Annotated in this window: 12 protein-coding genes; 7 read left to right on the plus strand and 5 right to left on the minus strand. The window is 69.6% G+C overall.

Annotation, left to right across the window (positions count from 1 at the left end; all coding sequences use genetic code 11):
• Position 1: 1 nt before the first annotated feature.
• Entirely contained in the window at positions 2-973 is a 972-nt protein-coding gene (locus RC1_RS06775; protein ID WP_012566610.1) for a respiratory chain complex I subunit 1 family protein, read from the minus strand.
• Positions 970-3,015: a hydrogenase 4 subunit B gene (gene hyfB, locus RC1_RS06780; RefSeq protein WP_012566611.1), complete on the minus strand. Its 2,046-nt coding sequence runs from the start codon at positions 3,013-3,015 to the stop codon at positions 970-972. Before hyfB ends, RC1_RS06775 begins: the two co-directional genes overlap by 4 nt.
• A gap of 349 nt (positions 3,016-3,364) precedes the next feature.
• Between hyfB and RC1_RS06785 the strand changes: the two genes are divergently transcribed.
• The gene (locus tag RC1_RS06785; RefSeq protein WP_012566612.1) at positions 3,365-5,755 is read left to right on the plus strand and encodes a Tex family protein; all 2,391 of its coding nucleotides are present in this window, start codon (positions 3,365-3,367) and stop codon (positions 5,753-5,755) included.
• 72 nt (positions 5,756-5,827) lie between these two features.
• On the opposite strand, the gene RC1_RS06790 is transcribed toward RC1_RS06785, so the two are convergent.
• The 3 genes from RC1_RS06790 to RC1_RS06800 form a co-directional block, all read right to left on the minus strand.
• Entirely contained in the window at positions 5,828-6,955 is a 1,128-nt protein-coding gene (locus RC1_RS06790) for an isoaspartyl peptidase/L-asparaginase family protein (RefSeq protein ID WP_234703841.1), read from the minus strand.
• 129 nt (positions 6,956-7,084) lie between these two features.
• Positions 7,085-7,597 (minus strand): hypothetical protein, encoded by a 513-nt coding sequence (locus RC1_RS06795; RefSeq protein WP_012566614.1) that lies wholly within the window; start codon positions 7,595-7,597, stop codon positions 7,085-7,087.
• Positions 7,594-8,226, minus strand: a complete 633-nt coding sequence (locus RC1_RS06800) for a response regulator (RefSeq protein WP_012566615.1) — start codon at positions 8,224-8,226, stop codon at positions 7,594-7,596. Before RC1_RS06800 ends, RC1_RS06795 begins: the two co-directional genes overlap by 4 nt.
• A gap of 291 nt (positions 8,227-8,517) precedes the next feature.
• On the opposite strand from RC1_RS06800, the gene RC1_RS06805 reads away from it, so the two are divergent.
• The 6 genes from RC1_RS06805 to RC1_RS06830 all read left to right on the plus strand — a co-directional run bounded on the left by RC1_RS06805 (position 8,518) and on the right by RC1_RS06830 (position 15,304).
• Positions 8,518-8,874: a hypothetical protein gene (locus tag RC1_RS06805; protein ID WP_012566616.1), complete on the plus strand. Its 357-nt coding sequence runs from the start codon at positions 8,518-8,520 to the stop codon at positions 8,872-8,874.
• Positions 8,875-9,043: 169 nt separating this feature from the next.
• On the plus strand, positions 9,044-9,367 hold the full coding sequence (locus tag RC1_RS06810) for a hypothetical protein (protein ID WP_012566617.1): 324 nt from the start codon (positions 9,044-9,046) through the stop codon (positions 9,365-9,367).
• Positions 9,368-9,461: 94 nt separating this feature from the next.
• Positions 9,462-10,220 (plus strand): class I SAM-dependent methyltransferase, encoded by a 759-nt coding sequence (locus RC1_RS06815; protein WP_083759260.1) that lies wholly within the window; start codon positions 9,462-9,464, stop codon positions 10,218-10,220.
• 188 nt (positions 10,221-10,408) lie between these two features.
• A complete protein-coding gene (locus RC1_RS06820; RefSeq protein WP_012566619.1) occupies positions 10,409-10,960 on the plus strand; it encodes a PadR family transcriptional regulator in 552 nt (183 codons plus the stop codon).
• A 58-nt stretch (positions 10,961-11,018) separates the two neighbouring features.
• Positions 11,019-12,095 carry an efflux RND transporter periplasmic adaptor subunit gene (locus RC1_RS06825; protein ID WP_012566620.1) on the plus strand — a complete coding sequence of 359 codons (1,077 nt, stop codon included), beginning with the start codon at positions 11,019-11,021 and terminating at the stop codon, positions 12,093-12,095.
• Positions 12,092-15,304 (plus strand): efflux RND transporter permease subunit, encoded by a 3,213-nt coding sequence (locus RC1_RS06830; RefSeq protein ID WP_012566621.1) that lies wholly within the window; start codon positions 12,092-12,094, stop codon positions 15,302-15,304. Before RC1_RS06825 ends, RC1_RS06830 begins: the two co-directional genes overlap by 4 nt.
• Positions 15,305-15,311: the final 7 nt, after the last annotated feature.

Here is a 15,311-nt window from a genome sequence, read left to right on the forward strand (position 1 = left end):
TCTACAGCGCCGTGGACACGAACAGGAAGATCGCCGCCAGCAGTCCCAGCAGCAGCGCCCCGCCCAGAAACTCGCCGACGCGGAAGACCCGCATCTTCGCCACCGTCGTCTCGAACAGGGCCAGCGCCACGGCCGCCGCCAGCAGCTTGCCCAGGAAGGAGCCCAGGCCGATGGCCCAGGCGGTCGGACCGTCGCCCGGCTGGGCGATGCCCCAGGGCACGAAGACGCAGAGGATCAGCGCCATGAACAGCAGCAGGCGCAGCATCCCCGCCGCCTCCATCAGCGCCAGATGGCGGCCGGAATATTCCAGCACCATGGCCTCATGGACCATGGTCAGCTCCAGATGCGTGGCGGGATTGTCCACCGGGATGCGCCCGGCCTCCGCGATGGCGACCATGATCAGGCTGATCAGCCCCAGCGCCAGGGAGACGCGCAGCCCCACCCCCTGCCCCAGCGTGCCGTCTACGATGGCGGCCAGCGAGGTGGTCTGGAGCAGGATCGCCAGGGTGAAGATCACGGCCAGCATGGCGGGTTCCGCCAGGGCGGAGATCATCGCCTCCCGCGAGGCGCCGAGACCGCCGAAGGCGGTGCCGATGTCCATGGCGGCCAGCCCGGTGAAGAAGCGCGCCGTCGTCAGCAGCGCCACCAGCGCGATCAGGTCCGCCACCGGCGCCAGCGCCAGCGCCGTCGTGAAGGTCGGCACCAGTCCGGCTGCCAGCCAGAGCATGGTGAAGACGATGTAGGGCGTGGCGCGGAACAGCCAGGAGGCGTTCTCCGCCACCACGGCCTCCTTCCGGGTCAGGCGCAGCAGGGCGCGATAGGGTTGCAGCACAGGCGGCCCCCGCCGCCCCTGCAACCGAGCCTTGATCCCCCGCACCACGCCGGTCAAGAGCGGCGCGAGCGCCAGAACCACCAGCATCTGCACGCACTGGAACAGAACGGCGAGTGCAGCCTCCGAGACCTGCCCGCTCATTTCACCACCGCCACGACGGTCAGCAGGAAGACCAGCGCCCCGAACATCAGGGTCAGGTAATGCCGGATGGTCAGGAACTGCATCCCGTTGACCTTGTCCGCCAGCCAGCCGACGGCACGGCAGAGCGGGTCGATCAGCCAGGTCCAGGCCGGGTCGGAGCTGCGGATCTCCAGCCGGGCCGGCCGCATCTCCCCCGGCTCGGGCATGTCCACCCGCTCGCGCGCGGCGAAGACGCCGGCGGCGAAGACCCGGCGCAGCGGCTGGGAGAAGCTGTCGCCGCTGTACTGGGCCACGGGACCGACGTCGGGATGGCCGCAGCCCCAAGGCTCGCCCCGGCGCACCGCGGCGTCGGAAGTGCGGACGATCAGCAGCCGCAGCAGCACCGTGAGCGCCGCGGTCAGGCCCAGGACGAACAGGCCACTGTAGGAATTGCCGCCGAAGCCGTCGCCCGGGGCGGCGGGGGCCAGCCACATCCAGGCCAGCGTCCCGGCACGGCTGTCCATCGGGGTGCCGACCATACCGGCGGCGGCATCACCGAACAGGGCCAGGACGCTGCCCGGCAGCACCCCCACCAGCAGGCAGAGGGCGGCCGGCAGCAGCATCGCCAGCAGCATGGCGGGACCGACCTCCCGCGCCTGGGCCGCGGCGGGCGACCGCGGGCGGCCCAGGAAGACGATGCCGTAGAAGCGCAGGAAGCAGGCGGCGGTGAGCGCCGCAGCCAGGGCCAGGGCGACGCCGACGACCATGGTCGCCACCTTCATCTCCCACAGCCCGAGCTGCGGTCCGCTGAGCACCGCCTGGAACAGCAGCCATTCCGAGGCGAAGCCGTTCAGCGGCGGCAGGGCGGAAATGGCGGCAGCCCCGACCAGCACCAGGGGCGCCGTCCGCGGCAGCCGGTGGATCAGACCGCCCAGCCGGTTCAGCCCGCCCTGCCCCGTCGCCGTCAGCACGGCGCCGGCACCGTAGAACAGCAGCGTCTTGTAGAGGCTGTGGTTCAGCGCGTGCAGCAGGGCCGCGGAGAAGGCGATGGCCGCCACGCCCTGCTGCCCGTCCGCCTTGAACACCAGGGCGAGCCCCAGCCCGACGGAGATGACGCCGATGTTCTCCACCGTGGAATAGGCCAGCAGGCGCTTCATCTCGTCCTGCATCAGGGCGTAGAGGATGCCCAGCACCGCCGTCGCCGACCCCAGCGCCAGCAGCACCCCGCCCCACCACCAGTCCGGCGTGCCCGCCAGATCGAACAGCACCCGCACCAGGGCATAGAGCGCGACCTTGGTCATCACCCCGCTCATCAGGGCGGAGACGTGACTCGGCGCCGCCGGATGCGCCAGCGGCAGCCAGACATGCAGCGGTGCCAGCCCCGCCTTGGACCCCGCCCCGAGCACCACCAGCATCACCGCCAGCCCGGCGGCGAGGGGGTCATGGGGAGCGGCGCGGATGTCGTCGAAGCCGTAGCCACCGGCGCTGCCGGCCAGCACGCCGAAGCAGAGCAGCAGCACCATGGTGCCGAAGCTCGCCATGATCAGATAGATGCGTCCCGCCTCGCGGTTGCCGGCCTCGCGGTGGTTCGCCAGCACCAGCAGCCAGGAGGTCAGCGACATGAACTCCCAGCCGACCAGGAACAGGAAGGCGTCGCTGGCCAGAAGCACCAGGTTCATCCCCGCCAGAAACAGCGGGAAGGCCGGCAGCACGCGGCCCGGTTCCAGCCCGTGGCCGCTGCCGGCCTGGGCACGGCCATAGCCCCAGCCGAACAGGCTGGCCGTGACGCCGGCAAGGTTCACCATCAGCAGGAAGACGGCCGAGAGCGCATCCAGCACCAGTTCGGAGCGCAGCCAGGGCAGGCCCACGGGCACCGGCATCCGCCAGACGCCGCCCTGTCCCAGCAGATGCACCAGCGCGGCCAGCACCAGCACAGCGCAGCAGGCCGCGGTGCCGCCATAGACGATCAGCGCCGTGCGGGGCGAGCGGGGACGGACGGCGCCGATGCCCCCCAGCGTCAGCAGGAGGAGCAGGGATGGGAGAACGAACTGCAAGGCGGGCACCCTCGACGAGGATGCCCCTAGTTTAGGGATCGCCCCCCGGTCCTGCGCAAGCCCGAACTGCACGACGCTCCGTCCCGGCAGAAAGCGGCGGGCCCAGGGTCGGAAAAAGAAAGCCCCGGAACCAGGAGGTGCCGGGGCCAGGAGTTTCAACTAGGGAGGAAACGCAACCACAGTTGCCAGACCTTGATAGCCTGATCCCGTTAAGCGCCCGTTAATGGCGATGATGGGGCGACCTTAACAATCCTTGATACTACTTAATCGTTGAACCCCAGGGCGGCGCATCGCCTCTGGCAGACGAGGCCGGCTTGCGCTATGCAGCCCCCCGGTTCCTATTTCCGGCTAATGATCCATGCTCAGCATCGCCCAGCGCATCGCCCAGGAGCTTGCCGTCCGCCCGCAGCAGGTGGAAGCGGCGGTCGCCCTTCTGGACGAAGGCTCCACGGTTCCCTTCGTCGCCCGCTACCGCAAGGAGGCCACGGGCGGCCTGGACGACACCCAGCTCCGTACCCTTGAGGAGCGGCTGCGCTACCTGCGCGAACTGGAGGAGCGCCGCACCGCGATCCTCCAGTCGATCACCGAGCAGGGCAAACTGACCCCGGAACTGGAGAAGGAGATCACCGAGGCGGACACCAAGACCCGACTCGAAGACCTCTACCTCCCCTACCGGCCGAAGCGGCGGACCAAGGCCATGATCGCCCGCGAGGCGGGGCTGGAGCCGCTGGCCGACCTGCTGCTGGGCGACCCGTCGCGCCAGCCGGAGGCCGAAGCCGCCGCCTTCGTGGATGCCGAGAAGGGCGTCGCCGACGTGAAGGCCGCGCTGGACGGCGCCCGCGCCATCCTGGTGGAACGCATGGGCGAGAATGCCGAACTGGTCGGCAGCCTGCGCACCTACTGCTACGAGCACGGCCGCGTCGTCTCCAGGGTGGTGGAGGAGAAGCGCGAGGAAGGCGCCAAGTTCAGCGACTATTTCGACTTCGGCGAGGCGCTGAAGCAGGTCCCCTCGCACCGCGCGCTCGCGCTGTTCCGCGGCCGCGCCGCCGGCGTGCTGGACCTGAAGATGGAGGTCGGCGAGGAGCCGCCGCCGGGCACGCCGCATGTCTGCGAGACGATGATCGCCGCCCGCTACGCCATCGCCGACCGCGGCCGCGCGGCCGACCGCTGGCTGCTGGACACCTGCCGCTGGGCCTGGCGCACCAAGATCGCCCTGCACCTGGAGCTGGACCTGATGGGCGTCATCCGCGACCGCGCGGAGGACGAGGCGATCAGCGTCTTCGGCCTGAACCTGAAGGACCTGCTGCTGGCCCCGCCGGCCGGCCAGCGCGCCACGCTGGGCCTTGACCCCGGCATCCGCACCGGCGTCAAGGTCGCCGTGGTGGACGCCACCGGGAAGCTGGTGGAGACGACGACCATCTACCCGCACGAGCCGCGCCGCGACTGGGACGGCTCCATCGCCGTGCTGGCCGCGCTCTGCCTGCGCCACGGGGTCGAGCTGATCGCCATCGGCAACGGCACGGCCAGCCGTGAGACGGACAGGCTGGCCGCCGACATGATGAAGCGGCACCCTGACCTGAAGGTCACCAAGGTGATGGTGTCGGAGGCCGGCGCCTCGGTCTACTCCGCCTCGGAGACGGCGGCGCTGGAGTTCCCCGGCCTGGATGTCAGCCTGCGCGGCGCCGTCTCCATCGCCCGCCGGCTCCAGGACCCGCTGGCCGAGCTGGTGAAGATCGACCCGAAGTCGATCGGCGTCGGCCAGTACCAGCACGATGTCAGCCCGGCCAAGCTGGCCCGCACCCTGGACGCCGTGGTCGAGGACTGCGTGAACGGCGTCGGCGTCGATCTCAACACCGCCTCGGTGCCGCTGCTGGCCCGCGTCTCCGGCCTGTCGGAGAGCGTGGCGAAGAACGTCGTGGAGTTCCGCAACAGCAACGGCGCCTTCCGCCTGCGCCGGCAGCTTCTGGAGGTCTCGCGCCTCGGCCCCAAGGCGTTCGAGCAGGCGGCCGGCTTCCTGCGCATCCGCGACGGCGACAACCCGCTGGACGGCAGTGCGGTCCACCCGGAAGCCTATCCGGTGGTGGAGCGCATCCTGGCCCGTACCGGCCGCGACCTGAAGCAGATCATCGGCGACGTCGCCTTCCTGCGCTCGCTGGATCCGGCCGACTTCACGGACGAGCGGTTCGGCGTCCCCACCGTCACGGACATCCTGCGCGAGCTGGAGAAGCCGGGCCGTGACCCGCGGCCGGAGTTCAAGACGGCCGCCTTCAAGGACGGCGTGGAAGACCTGAAGGACCTTCAGCCCGGCATGGTGCTGGAAGGCGTGGTGACCAACGTCACCAACTTCGGCGCCTTCGTCGATGTCGGCGTCCACCAGGACGGGCTGGTCCACATCTCCCAGCTCTCCCACACCTTCGTGAAGGACCCGCGCGCCGTGGTGAAGGCGGGCGACATCGTGAAGGTGAAGGTGCTTGAGGTGGACCTGAAGCGCCGCCGCGTCGCCCTCACCATGAAGCTGGACGAGCAGCCCGCCCCGCGCCGGGCCGAGCCGCAGGCGCCGCGGGCCGAACGGCAGCCGGGCGCCTCCCGCCGGCCGGACGCGCCGCGCTCCGCGGACAACCGGCCCCGCCCCGCCGCGGCGCGGGAGGAGCGTCCCGCCAAGGCAGCCAAGGCGCCGGCGGCGCAGCCGCAGGTGGGCGCTCTGGGGGCCGCACTGGCCGAGGCGATGGCGCGCGCGAAGAAGGGCTGAGTCTTCCCGGCCCCGGAGGGAAACCCGGTCGGACAGGTCCGACCGGGTCCGTCCAGCGCAGCCCCTCTCCGCTCAGAGTTCGCCGCGGAAGATGGCGACGACGGGGGCACCGCCCGCAACCTGCCGCGCGCGGTACATGCCCGAGGTGTTGAAACTCCAGGCGACCTGCCCGTCGGGCGTCACGGCGATGACGCCGCCGTCGCCGCCCAGTTCCGTCAGGCTGTGGCCGATCACCTCGTCCGCCGCGGCCTGGAGCCCCATGCCGCGCAGTTCCACCAGGTCGCAGATCGAGCGGGCGACGCCCAGCCGGATGAAGTATTCCCCCGTTCCGGTGGCGGAGACGGCGCAGGAGCGGTCGGAGGCATAGGTGCCCGCACCGATCACCGGCACGTCGCCGACCCGGCCCCAGATCTTGGCGGTGGTGCCGCCGGTGGACGTGGCCGCCGCCACATGGCCCTGCCTGTCCAGGGCGACGGCGCCGACGGTGCCGAACTTGCGGTCCTCCGGCCGGTAGGTCGCGGCGGCATCGGCGGTCGGTTCCGGCGGCGCATCCGCCGGCCGCGGCGGCAGGGGCAGACTGCGCTGGCGCAGGGTACGCAGCAGCGACTGCCAGCGCCATTCGGTGAAGAACCAGGAGGGGGGCGCCTGCTCCACCCCGGCCTCGCGGCCGAACTGCTCCGCCCCGGCGCCGATCAGCATGACGTGCGGCGACCGATCCATCACGGCACGGGCCAGGCTGACCGGATGCCGTACCCCGGTGACGCCGGCCACCGCCCCCGCCTTCAGCGTCGCCCCGTCCATCACGGCGGCGTCCAGTTCGATCCGCCCGTCCGCCGTGAACACGGCGCCGCGGCCGGCATTGAACTGGGGGTCGTCCTCCAGCCCGCGGATGACGGCCTCCACCGCGTCCAGCGCGGACCCGCCCGCCTCCAGCACGGCGCTGCCCCGCTCCAGCGCGGCCGAAAGCGCCGCACGGTAGGACGCCTCGGTCTCCGGCCCCATCCGCTCGCGGTCCATGGTGCCGGCCCCGCCATGCACGGCCAGGGTCCAGGCCGGCCGCTCCGCCCGGGCGGCGGGAGCCTGCCGTCCGGACGGCGTGGCGGCGCAGGCGGACAGCGACAGCGCCATGGCGAGCAGGACGCAGAAGCGGCGGGCTCCCCGCCGTGTCGCATCGGCAGAGGGCAGAAGATCGGGGGTCATGGCAGTCTCCGCAGGGGCCTGACAGCAGCCGGCGGCGATCCGGACCCTCCGGGTCGGGGATGGATCGCCGGCACCTGTCCAGCTTGGATCACGCCCCCCGGCGTGCCTCAAGCCCTTTCGGACGGAGGGTCAGCCTTTCCGCGCGACCAGCTTGGCGCGGGCGATGGCCAGCGACTGCGACAGGGCCCGTCCCAGCTCCCCGCCGTCGCCGCGGATGTCGTCGCGCACGATGGCGTGCATCGCGTCGATGTGCAGGGCGATCACCGTGAGCTGGGCCTGCGAGGGATTCTCCAGTTCGACCAGGAAGCTGTTGAGGTTGTGCGCGAACTCCGACAGCAGGTCGTAGCCGAAGGTCTTGCCCAGGGCCAGGATGCCCTCGGAGATCTTGAAGACGCGGCGCAGATGGGCGGGCCGGTTCTCCGCGTCCGCCATCGCCGTGTTGAAGGCGTCATGCAGATCCGTCAGGTCGATGCGGGTCTGCGCCTTGTGGGCATCGGCCATCCGGGAGACATGGATGTGGGCGCGTTCCAGCGAAGCCGGGTCGATCCGGCCGGGCTTGCCGTCGGCCGATCCCCCGACCTTCTCCCGCAGCCTGTTCGGCCGCCGGATGATCTCGACATGCGGCTTCTTGTCGGTGCTCATGCCTCGGTCTCCTGCTGCGGGGCATCGCCCGGTTCTTCCTCCGCCCGGCGCTCCACCACGACGTGCTCCCCCTCGTCCACGAGCCGGATGCCCTCTTCCGTCATGACGCGCCGGTCCGCCCCGTCGAAGGGCAGGGTCTGCCGCCGCCGGTCGGGGCCGAAATAGCCCGGTGCCCGGACGAAGGGCCGCGGCCGGTCGATGACCGCCAGCAGACGCGAGGCGACGTTCAGAACCGACATCGGCTTGGCGAGATACTCCGTCACCCCGACATCGCGCGCCGCGGTGACAGAGCGGTAATCGGCCTCGCCGCTCATCATGATGAAGGGCAGGAACTTCACCTTGTCGCTTTCGTGGGTCCTGATCCAGCGCAGCAGTTCCAGCCCGTCGCCCGGTGCCATCAGGTGGTCGGCGAAGATGACGTCCACCTCCTTCACGTCGAGCTGCATCTGGGCCGACACCTCAAGGACGGCCATCGCCTCCTCCCCGTTGTCGGCCTGGATCACCTTGCCCACCCCGAGCGCCTTCAGGATGGTGACGAGAATGGAGCGGACGAAGCGGTTGTCGTCGGCAACCAGGATCGAAAGGTCGTCGAACCTGTAGTACTTGCCACTGGTCCGCTTCGAGGTCATGGGCGTCGTCGGAGGTACGCGGGATCGGAGGGCGATACTAGCCCGACCGGAGTGGCGCGACCACCGGAGGTTTGGGCGCACCCGCCCCGCCGCGGTCATGCATCCGCCGGCCGTGCCGTACTGAAGGCTCCCCCCCTGCCCGGACCTCAGTCAAGGATGGCCAGGGGGGACCTCGACCGAAAGACCACGGCCGGGATCGGCATCCGAGGAGCGTCCGGTTCTTAACGGTTTGCTTACCGCCCGCCGGTTACATTTGCTCATCTGCCGGACTGGCGCTGACGGAATCGGACAATGGCCACGAAGTCTGCTCCCCCGAACGACAACGCCTACGACGACACGCTGGAGCGCACCGCCGTCGTCATGTATGCCCTGCTGGAGCAGTTGCATGACGTTCTGGCCGACTCCGGCAAGCCCGACGATGTCAACCTGGGCATGCTGATGGGTCTGACGATGTTCCTTGACGACCGCATCGGGCCCTTCCGGGCCGAGCGGCTCATGGCCTCCTCCCCGTCCATCATCCTGAAGACGGATGCCCATGTCGTGCGGGAGCAGCTCGATCAGTTCCTGCCGGTGCTGAACGCCTTCGGCGAGCACCTGGCGAAGCTGGAGCCGACCGCCCGCACCCGCGACCTGGAACCTGCCCGCTGAGCCTGCATCCCCCCTGAACGGTGCTCCCGCTCGCGTCCGGGAACGGTCCGCACCGCGGTGGACTGCATAAAATTGCCGCGGACGGTCTTCCGATCTGCCCCTTCCCCTCCCACCTCTGCTCCAGGCGGTGCCCGTCGGCGCCGCATCAGAGTGCCCCGCGGGAGGGCTCATGGACTGGGTGGCGGTTGTCGCTGTCGCAACACTGGTCGGCGGACTGGGCTTCGGGGCCCTGCTCGCCGTCTTCTGCCTGGGCATGAGCGCAACGCTGCGCCGGAGCCTGGAAGAGGTCTCCTCGCGCCAGATCCAGTCCATCCGGCAGCTTTCCGAGGCGCAGGTGCAGCAGCAGCGCCAGCTTCAGGAGGCGCGGCTTCAAATTCAGGCGCTTGCCCAAGCCAATCAGCGCCTTGTCGAACAGATGCGAGCGCTCGACGACCGCGTGGGCGATGTCGGCGGGCCGCCGATACCGTCCGGACGCGACCGCACCCTGCACTGACCCCATGACAACCTGCTCTGCCCACCCCGACAGGCAGACCGAACGTGTCCGCTGGGACCGGAGTGCGGATGCGTGGGACCGCTGGGCCGACCGGATGGCCGAACCTGCCGACCGCATGAACCAGCCGCTGCTGCGGGCTGTCGGGCTCGCGCCGGGGCATCGCCTGCTCGACCTCGCCTCCGGAACGGGGGAGCCGGCGCTGTCGGCAGCAGCCCTCGTCGGCACTGACGGGCTGGTGGTCGCCACCGATCTGGTCGCGTCCATGCTGGAGGGCACCCGCCGGCGGGCGGCGCAGCGCGGCACGGGCGCCATGCACTTTTCCCTGGCGGACATGGAGCATCTGCCCTTCGCCGCCGGAAGCTTCGACCGTGTGACCTGCCGTTTCGGGCTGATGTTCGTTCCCGACGCCGTGCGGGCTGCCGCGGAAGTGGCGCGGGTGCTGCGGCCCGGCGGCGTCGCCGGATTCATCGTCTGGGGACCGGCAGAGGAGAACACCCTGTTCCGGGAGCTGGCCACCGCCGTGGATACCGTGCTGGGGCCGGACCTGGAGGCGGGCATGCCGGTCCTGTTCCGCTTCGCGGCCGAAGGCAGCCTCGCGGCCACCCTCTCGAAGGGCGGGCTGGAGGTGACGGACGAGCAGCCGCTGCGGCTGGACCACAGCGTGCCCGCCGGCCGCCCCTTCTGGGCACCGACCCTGGACATGGGTTTCGCTCCCCGGTTGGCGGGAGAGCCGCCGGAGCGGCTGGCAGCCGTCGCACAGGCAGCGGAGCGGCGTTTCCGCGATCTTGCCGGTCCCGACGGCATGGTCCCGGTGCGCCTGCACGCCCGCCTCTGCATCGGCCGCAAGGCCTGACGACGCAGCGAACCGTCCCTTGCAGCGAAGCTGTCCAGCCCGATCGGGGCGGGAGTGGCCCTTGCAGACCCTGCCCCGTCCCGTCATATGCCATGCCAATAGGCAGCTTGTGCCATGTCGATAGGCAACTTGACCATATCAGTATGCTTTGTATGGTCAGGTCAAATCCCGACGCTGGTCGTGCAGAAATGATCGATGTTAAGACACTTTGTCTGGGCGTGCTGAGTCGCGGCGACGCCTCCGGCTACGAAATCCGGAAGGAGTTCGAGGAAGGACCTTTCAGCAATTTCAGTGATGCTGGCTTTGGTTCAATCTACCCGGCATTACGAAAACTGCTCGAAGATGGATTGATTTCCATCGCACAGCACGGAACCGACGCAAGGCCTGACAAGAAGGTCTACCGGATCACCGCGGCCGGCCGCCAGGTGCTGTGCCAGGCGGTGCTGCGGCATCCGGCCCCGGACCGGCTCCGGTCGGACTTCATGTTCATGATCCTGTTCAGCCATCTGATGCCGTCGCGGCATCTGGAACGGATTCTGACCGACCGCATCGAAGATTATGAGCGTCTCATCGAGGACATGGAGCGGCGCGAAAGTTGCGATGCAGCACACAGCCCTCCTGGCGAGAAGTTCGTACATGGCCTAGGTTTGGCGATGCATCGCGCTGCGGCAGCCTACCTGGAGGAGCACCGGCACCAGTTGCTGGAGGGCATCCGTCTCCAGACGAAGGTGGCAGAATGAACGCGCGACAACCTGATTGAGAGGACGGCGGAATCCACCCGCCGCGGGGCGGGAGGGAATGAAGCGGTCCTATGTCGTTGCTCTGACGATCACGCTTGTCGCCGTGGTCTGGATGGCCTCCGGCCAGTTCGGTGGAGGAGCCGCGCAGGATGCGCTGCCCGCCACGGCGACGCAGCAGGCGCGCGAGCTTGTCTCTGTCCGCGTCGCCGCGCTGGAGGCGGAGCCGATGACCAGCGAGGTCGTGGTCAACGGCCGCAGCCAGGCCTATCGCAGCGTCGCCATCAAGGCAGAGGTCCGCGGCCGGGTGGACGCCATTCTGGCCGAGCGCGGCGCCGCCGTCACGGCCGGAGCGCCCCTGGTGCGGATCGCGGTGGATGCACGCCGGGCCGATCTGGAGGAGGCCCGGGCCAGAGTTGCCCTGCGCAAGACCGAATGGGACGCCGCCCGCCGGCTGGCCGACCAGGGATTCAGTTCCGAAATCCGCCGGGCCGAGACGAAGGCCGCCTACGAAGCGGCCCTCGCCGCCGTCAAGGCGGCGGAACTCGCCCTTGAGAAGACGGAGATCACGGCCCCGTTCGAGGGGATCGTGGACAAGCGTCCGGTGGAACTGGGCGACTTCGTCGATGTCGGTGACCCGATCGCCACCATCGTGGACCTGGACCCGATCAAGTTCGTCGCCTTTGTCGGCGAGCGTCATGTCCGCGACCTGTCCCTGGGGGGCATCGCCCATGCCCGTACCCTGTCCGGCGACGAGGTGGAGGGGCGCATCACCTTCATCGCTGCCGCGGCCGACCCCGACGCCCGCACCTTCCGCGTGGAGGTGGAGGCGCCGAATGCCGGTCGCACCATCGTGGACGGGTTGACCAGCGCGCTGCGCCTGCCGGTGGCCCAGCAGATGGCGCACCGGCTGAGCCCGGCCGTGCTGACGCTGGACGATGCGGGCACCATCGGCGTGAAGACCGTCGATGCCGACGACATCGTGCGCTTCGTTCCCGTCAGGATCCTGTCCAGCGATCCGGCAGGCATCTGGGTGGACGGCCTTCCCCGGACGGCGACGGCGGTGACCGTCGGGCAGGAGTTCGTCGTGGCCGGCCAGAAGGTGAAGCCCGTCAGCCAGCCGGGAGGTGTCTCGTGAGCGCCCTGATCGGCTGGGCCATCGGCCGCTCCCGCATGGTCATCGCGCTGTTCGTGCTGCTGCTGGTCGGCGGCGTCGGCGCCTATGCGACGATGCCGAAGGAAGCCGCGCCGGACATCAACATTCCGATCATCTACGTCTCCGTCACCTACGAGGGCATCTCCCCCGAGGACGCCGAACGCCTGCTGGTCCGCCCGATCGAGCAGGAGGTGCGCACCATCGAGGGCGTCAAGGAGATGACCGCCACCGCCTACCAGGGCGGGGCGAACGTGGTGCTGGAGTTCGAAGCGGGGTTCGACGCCGACACGGCCCTGGACGATGTGCGCCAGAAGGTCGATCTGGCCCGGCCGGAACTGCCCGACGGGGTGGACGAGCCACGGGTCAGCGAGGTCAACTTCTCGCTTTTCCCGGTCATCGTCGTCACCCTGTCGGGCGACGTGCCGGAACGCACCCTGCTGCGGCTCGCCCGCGATCTGGAGGACCGGATCGAGGGGTTGAGCGAAGTGCTCTCCGTCGATGTCAGCGGCGACCGCGAGGAACTGGTCGAGGTCGTCATCGACCCGATGCTGCTGGAGAGCTACGGGCTGAACCCCAACGATGTCATCACCCTGTTCAGCCGCTCCAACCGGCTGGTCGCGGCGGGCAACCTGGACACCGGTGCCGGCCGTTTCGCGGTGAAGGTGCCCGGGCTGTTCGAGACGGTGGACGACGTCCTGGACATGCCGATCAAGGTCAGCGGCGACAGCGCCGTGCGCTTCCGCGACGTGGCGGAGGTGCGCCGCACCTTCCGCGACCCGACCAGCTTCGCCCGCGTGGATGGCGAGCGCGCCATCGCGCTGGAGGTGGTGAAGCGCACCGGCGAGAACGTGATCGACACGATCGAGAAGGTCCGCGCCACCGTTGCCGAGGCGCAGCGGACCTGGCCCGCCGCGGTGGCGGTCAGCTTCTCCCAGGACCAGTCGAACGAGATCCGGATGATGCTGTCCGATCTCACCAACAATCTCATCAGCGCCATCCTGCTGGTGATGATCGTCTGCATCGCCGCCCTGGGCGTGCAGGCCGGGCTGCTGGTGGGCGTGGCCATTCCGGGCTCGTTCCTGACCGGGCTGCTGGTGCTGATGGTGATGGGCCTGTCCATCAACAACATCGTGCTGTTCAGCCTGATCATGGTCGTCGGCATGCTGGTCGACGGCGCCATCATCACCAACGAGTACGCCGACCGGAAGATGACGGAGGGGCTGAGCCCCCGCGAGGCCTACAGCCTCGCCGCGCAGCGCATGGCCTGGCCGATCATCACCTCCACCGCCACAACCCTGGCCGCCTTCGCCCCGCTGCTGTTCTGGCCGGGCATGGTCGGCGAATTCATGAAGTTCCTGCCGATCACGCTGATCGCCACACTCTCCGCCTCGATCCTGATGGCGCTGATCTTCATCCCGACGCTGGGATCGGTGTTCGGCCATGCCGGGCAGACGGACCCGGCCCTGATGAAGGCGCTGGCGGCGAGCGAATCGGGGGACCTGTGCACCCTGCGCGGTTTCACGGGCTTCTATGTCCGCCTGCTGGACCGGGCGCTCGACCATCCCGGCAAGGTGGTCGGCGCCGGCTTCGCCGGGCTGGTCGCCGTCTGGGTCTACTACGCCACCCACGGCAACGGCGTGGAGTTCTTTCCCGAATCCGAGCCGCAGGTGGCGACCGTCATGGTCCACGCCCGTGGCAACATGTCGGTCTATGAGAAGGACCAGCTTGTCCGCGAGGTGGAGGAGCGGGTCCTGGAGTTCAGCGGCGAGTTCAAGAGCGTCTACACCCGCACCATCGGGCAGAGCACCGGCGGCGGGGGCGGCATCATGGGCGATCAGGCCGAGGACGTGATCGGCCGTGTCGATATCCAGTTCCTGGACTGGGACGAGCGCCGCCCGGCCGACCTCATCCTGGCCGACATCCAGGCACGGACGGCGGACCTGCCCGGCATCCTCGTGGAGACGCGCAAGCAGGAGGACGGCCCCCCCGTCGGCAAGCCGATCCAGGTTGAACTGTCCTCGGTCTATTCCGACAGGCTTCCGGCCGCGGTGGAGCATCTGCGCCGGGGGCTGGAGGCGGTCGGCGGCTTCGTCGGCATCGAGGACAGCCGTCCCCTGCCCGGCATCGACTGGCAGATCGCGGTGGACCGCGGTCAGGCCGCGAAGTTCGGCCTGGACGTCTCGGCCGTGGGCGACGCCGTCCGCCTCGTCACCAACGGCCTGATCCTGGAGACCTACCGGCCCGACGATAGCGAGGACGAGATCGACATCGTCGCCCGCTATCCGCTGGACTACCGCTCGCTCGACCAGCTCGACCTGATCCGGCTGCCGACGGCGCAGGGGCTGGTGCCGATCAGCAATTTCGTCACCCGCGAACCGCACCCGACGGTCGGCGTCATCAACCGCACCGACGGCAAGCGGGTGATGGAGGTGAAGGCGGATGTCCCCCCCGGCGTGCTCGCCTCCGACAAGCTGCTGGAGTTGCAGGCCTGGCTGCAGGCCAACCCGCCGGACCCGACGGTCACCCTGACCTTCAAGGGCGAGGACGAGGAACAGCGGGAGAGCAGTGCCTTCCTCACCCAGGCCTTCGCCGTGGCCCTGTTCCTGATCGCGGTCATCCTGATCGCGCAGTTCAACAGCTTCTACAGCACCGCCCTGATCCTCTCCGCCGTCATCATGTCCACGGTCGGGGTGCTGATCGGGCTGCTGCTGACCGGCCAGCCGTTCGGCATCGTCATGACCGGTATCGGCGTGATCTCGCTCGCCGGCATCGTGGTGAACAACAACATCGTCCTGATCGACACCTACGACCGTCTGCACAGGACGACACCCAGCGCCCGCGAGGCGCTGCTGCGCACGGGCGCCCAGCGCCTGCGGCCGGTCTTCCTGACCACGGTGACGACGGTGCTGGGCCTGATGCCGATGGTCTTCCAGGTCAACCTGGACTTCGTCAGCCGGGAGATTTCCGTCGGCGCCCCCTCAACCCAGTGGTGGGGCGGGTTCTCCACCGCCATCGCCTTCGGGCTGAGCTTCGCCACGGTGCTGACGCTGATCGTGACGCCCTGCGCCCTGATGCTGCGGGAGAACATGATCGCCGCGCTGCGGCGGCTCTGGCCGTTCGGTCGCCGGCGGCGCCCGGACGACGGCCGCCCCGGTGACCGCCGCCCGCCGCTGGCCAAGGCGGCGGAGTAAGCGATAC

The organism is Rhodospirillum centenum SW, assembly GCF_000016185.1.
Lineage (GTDB): Bacteria > Pseudomonadota > Alphaproteobacteria > Azospirillales > Azospirillaceae > Rhodocista > Rhodocista centena.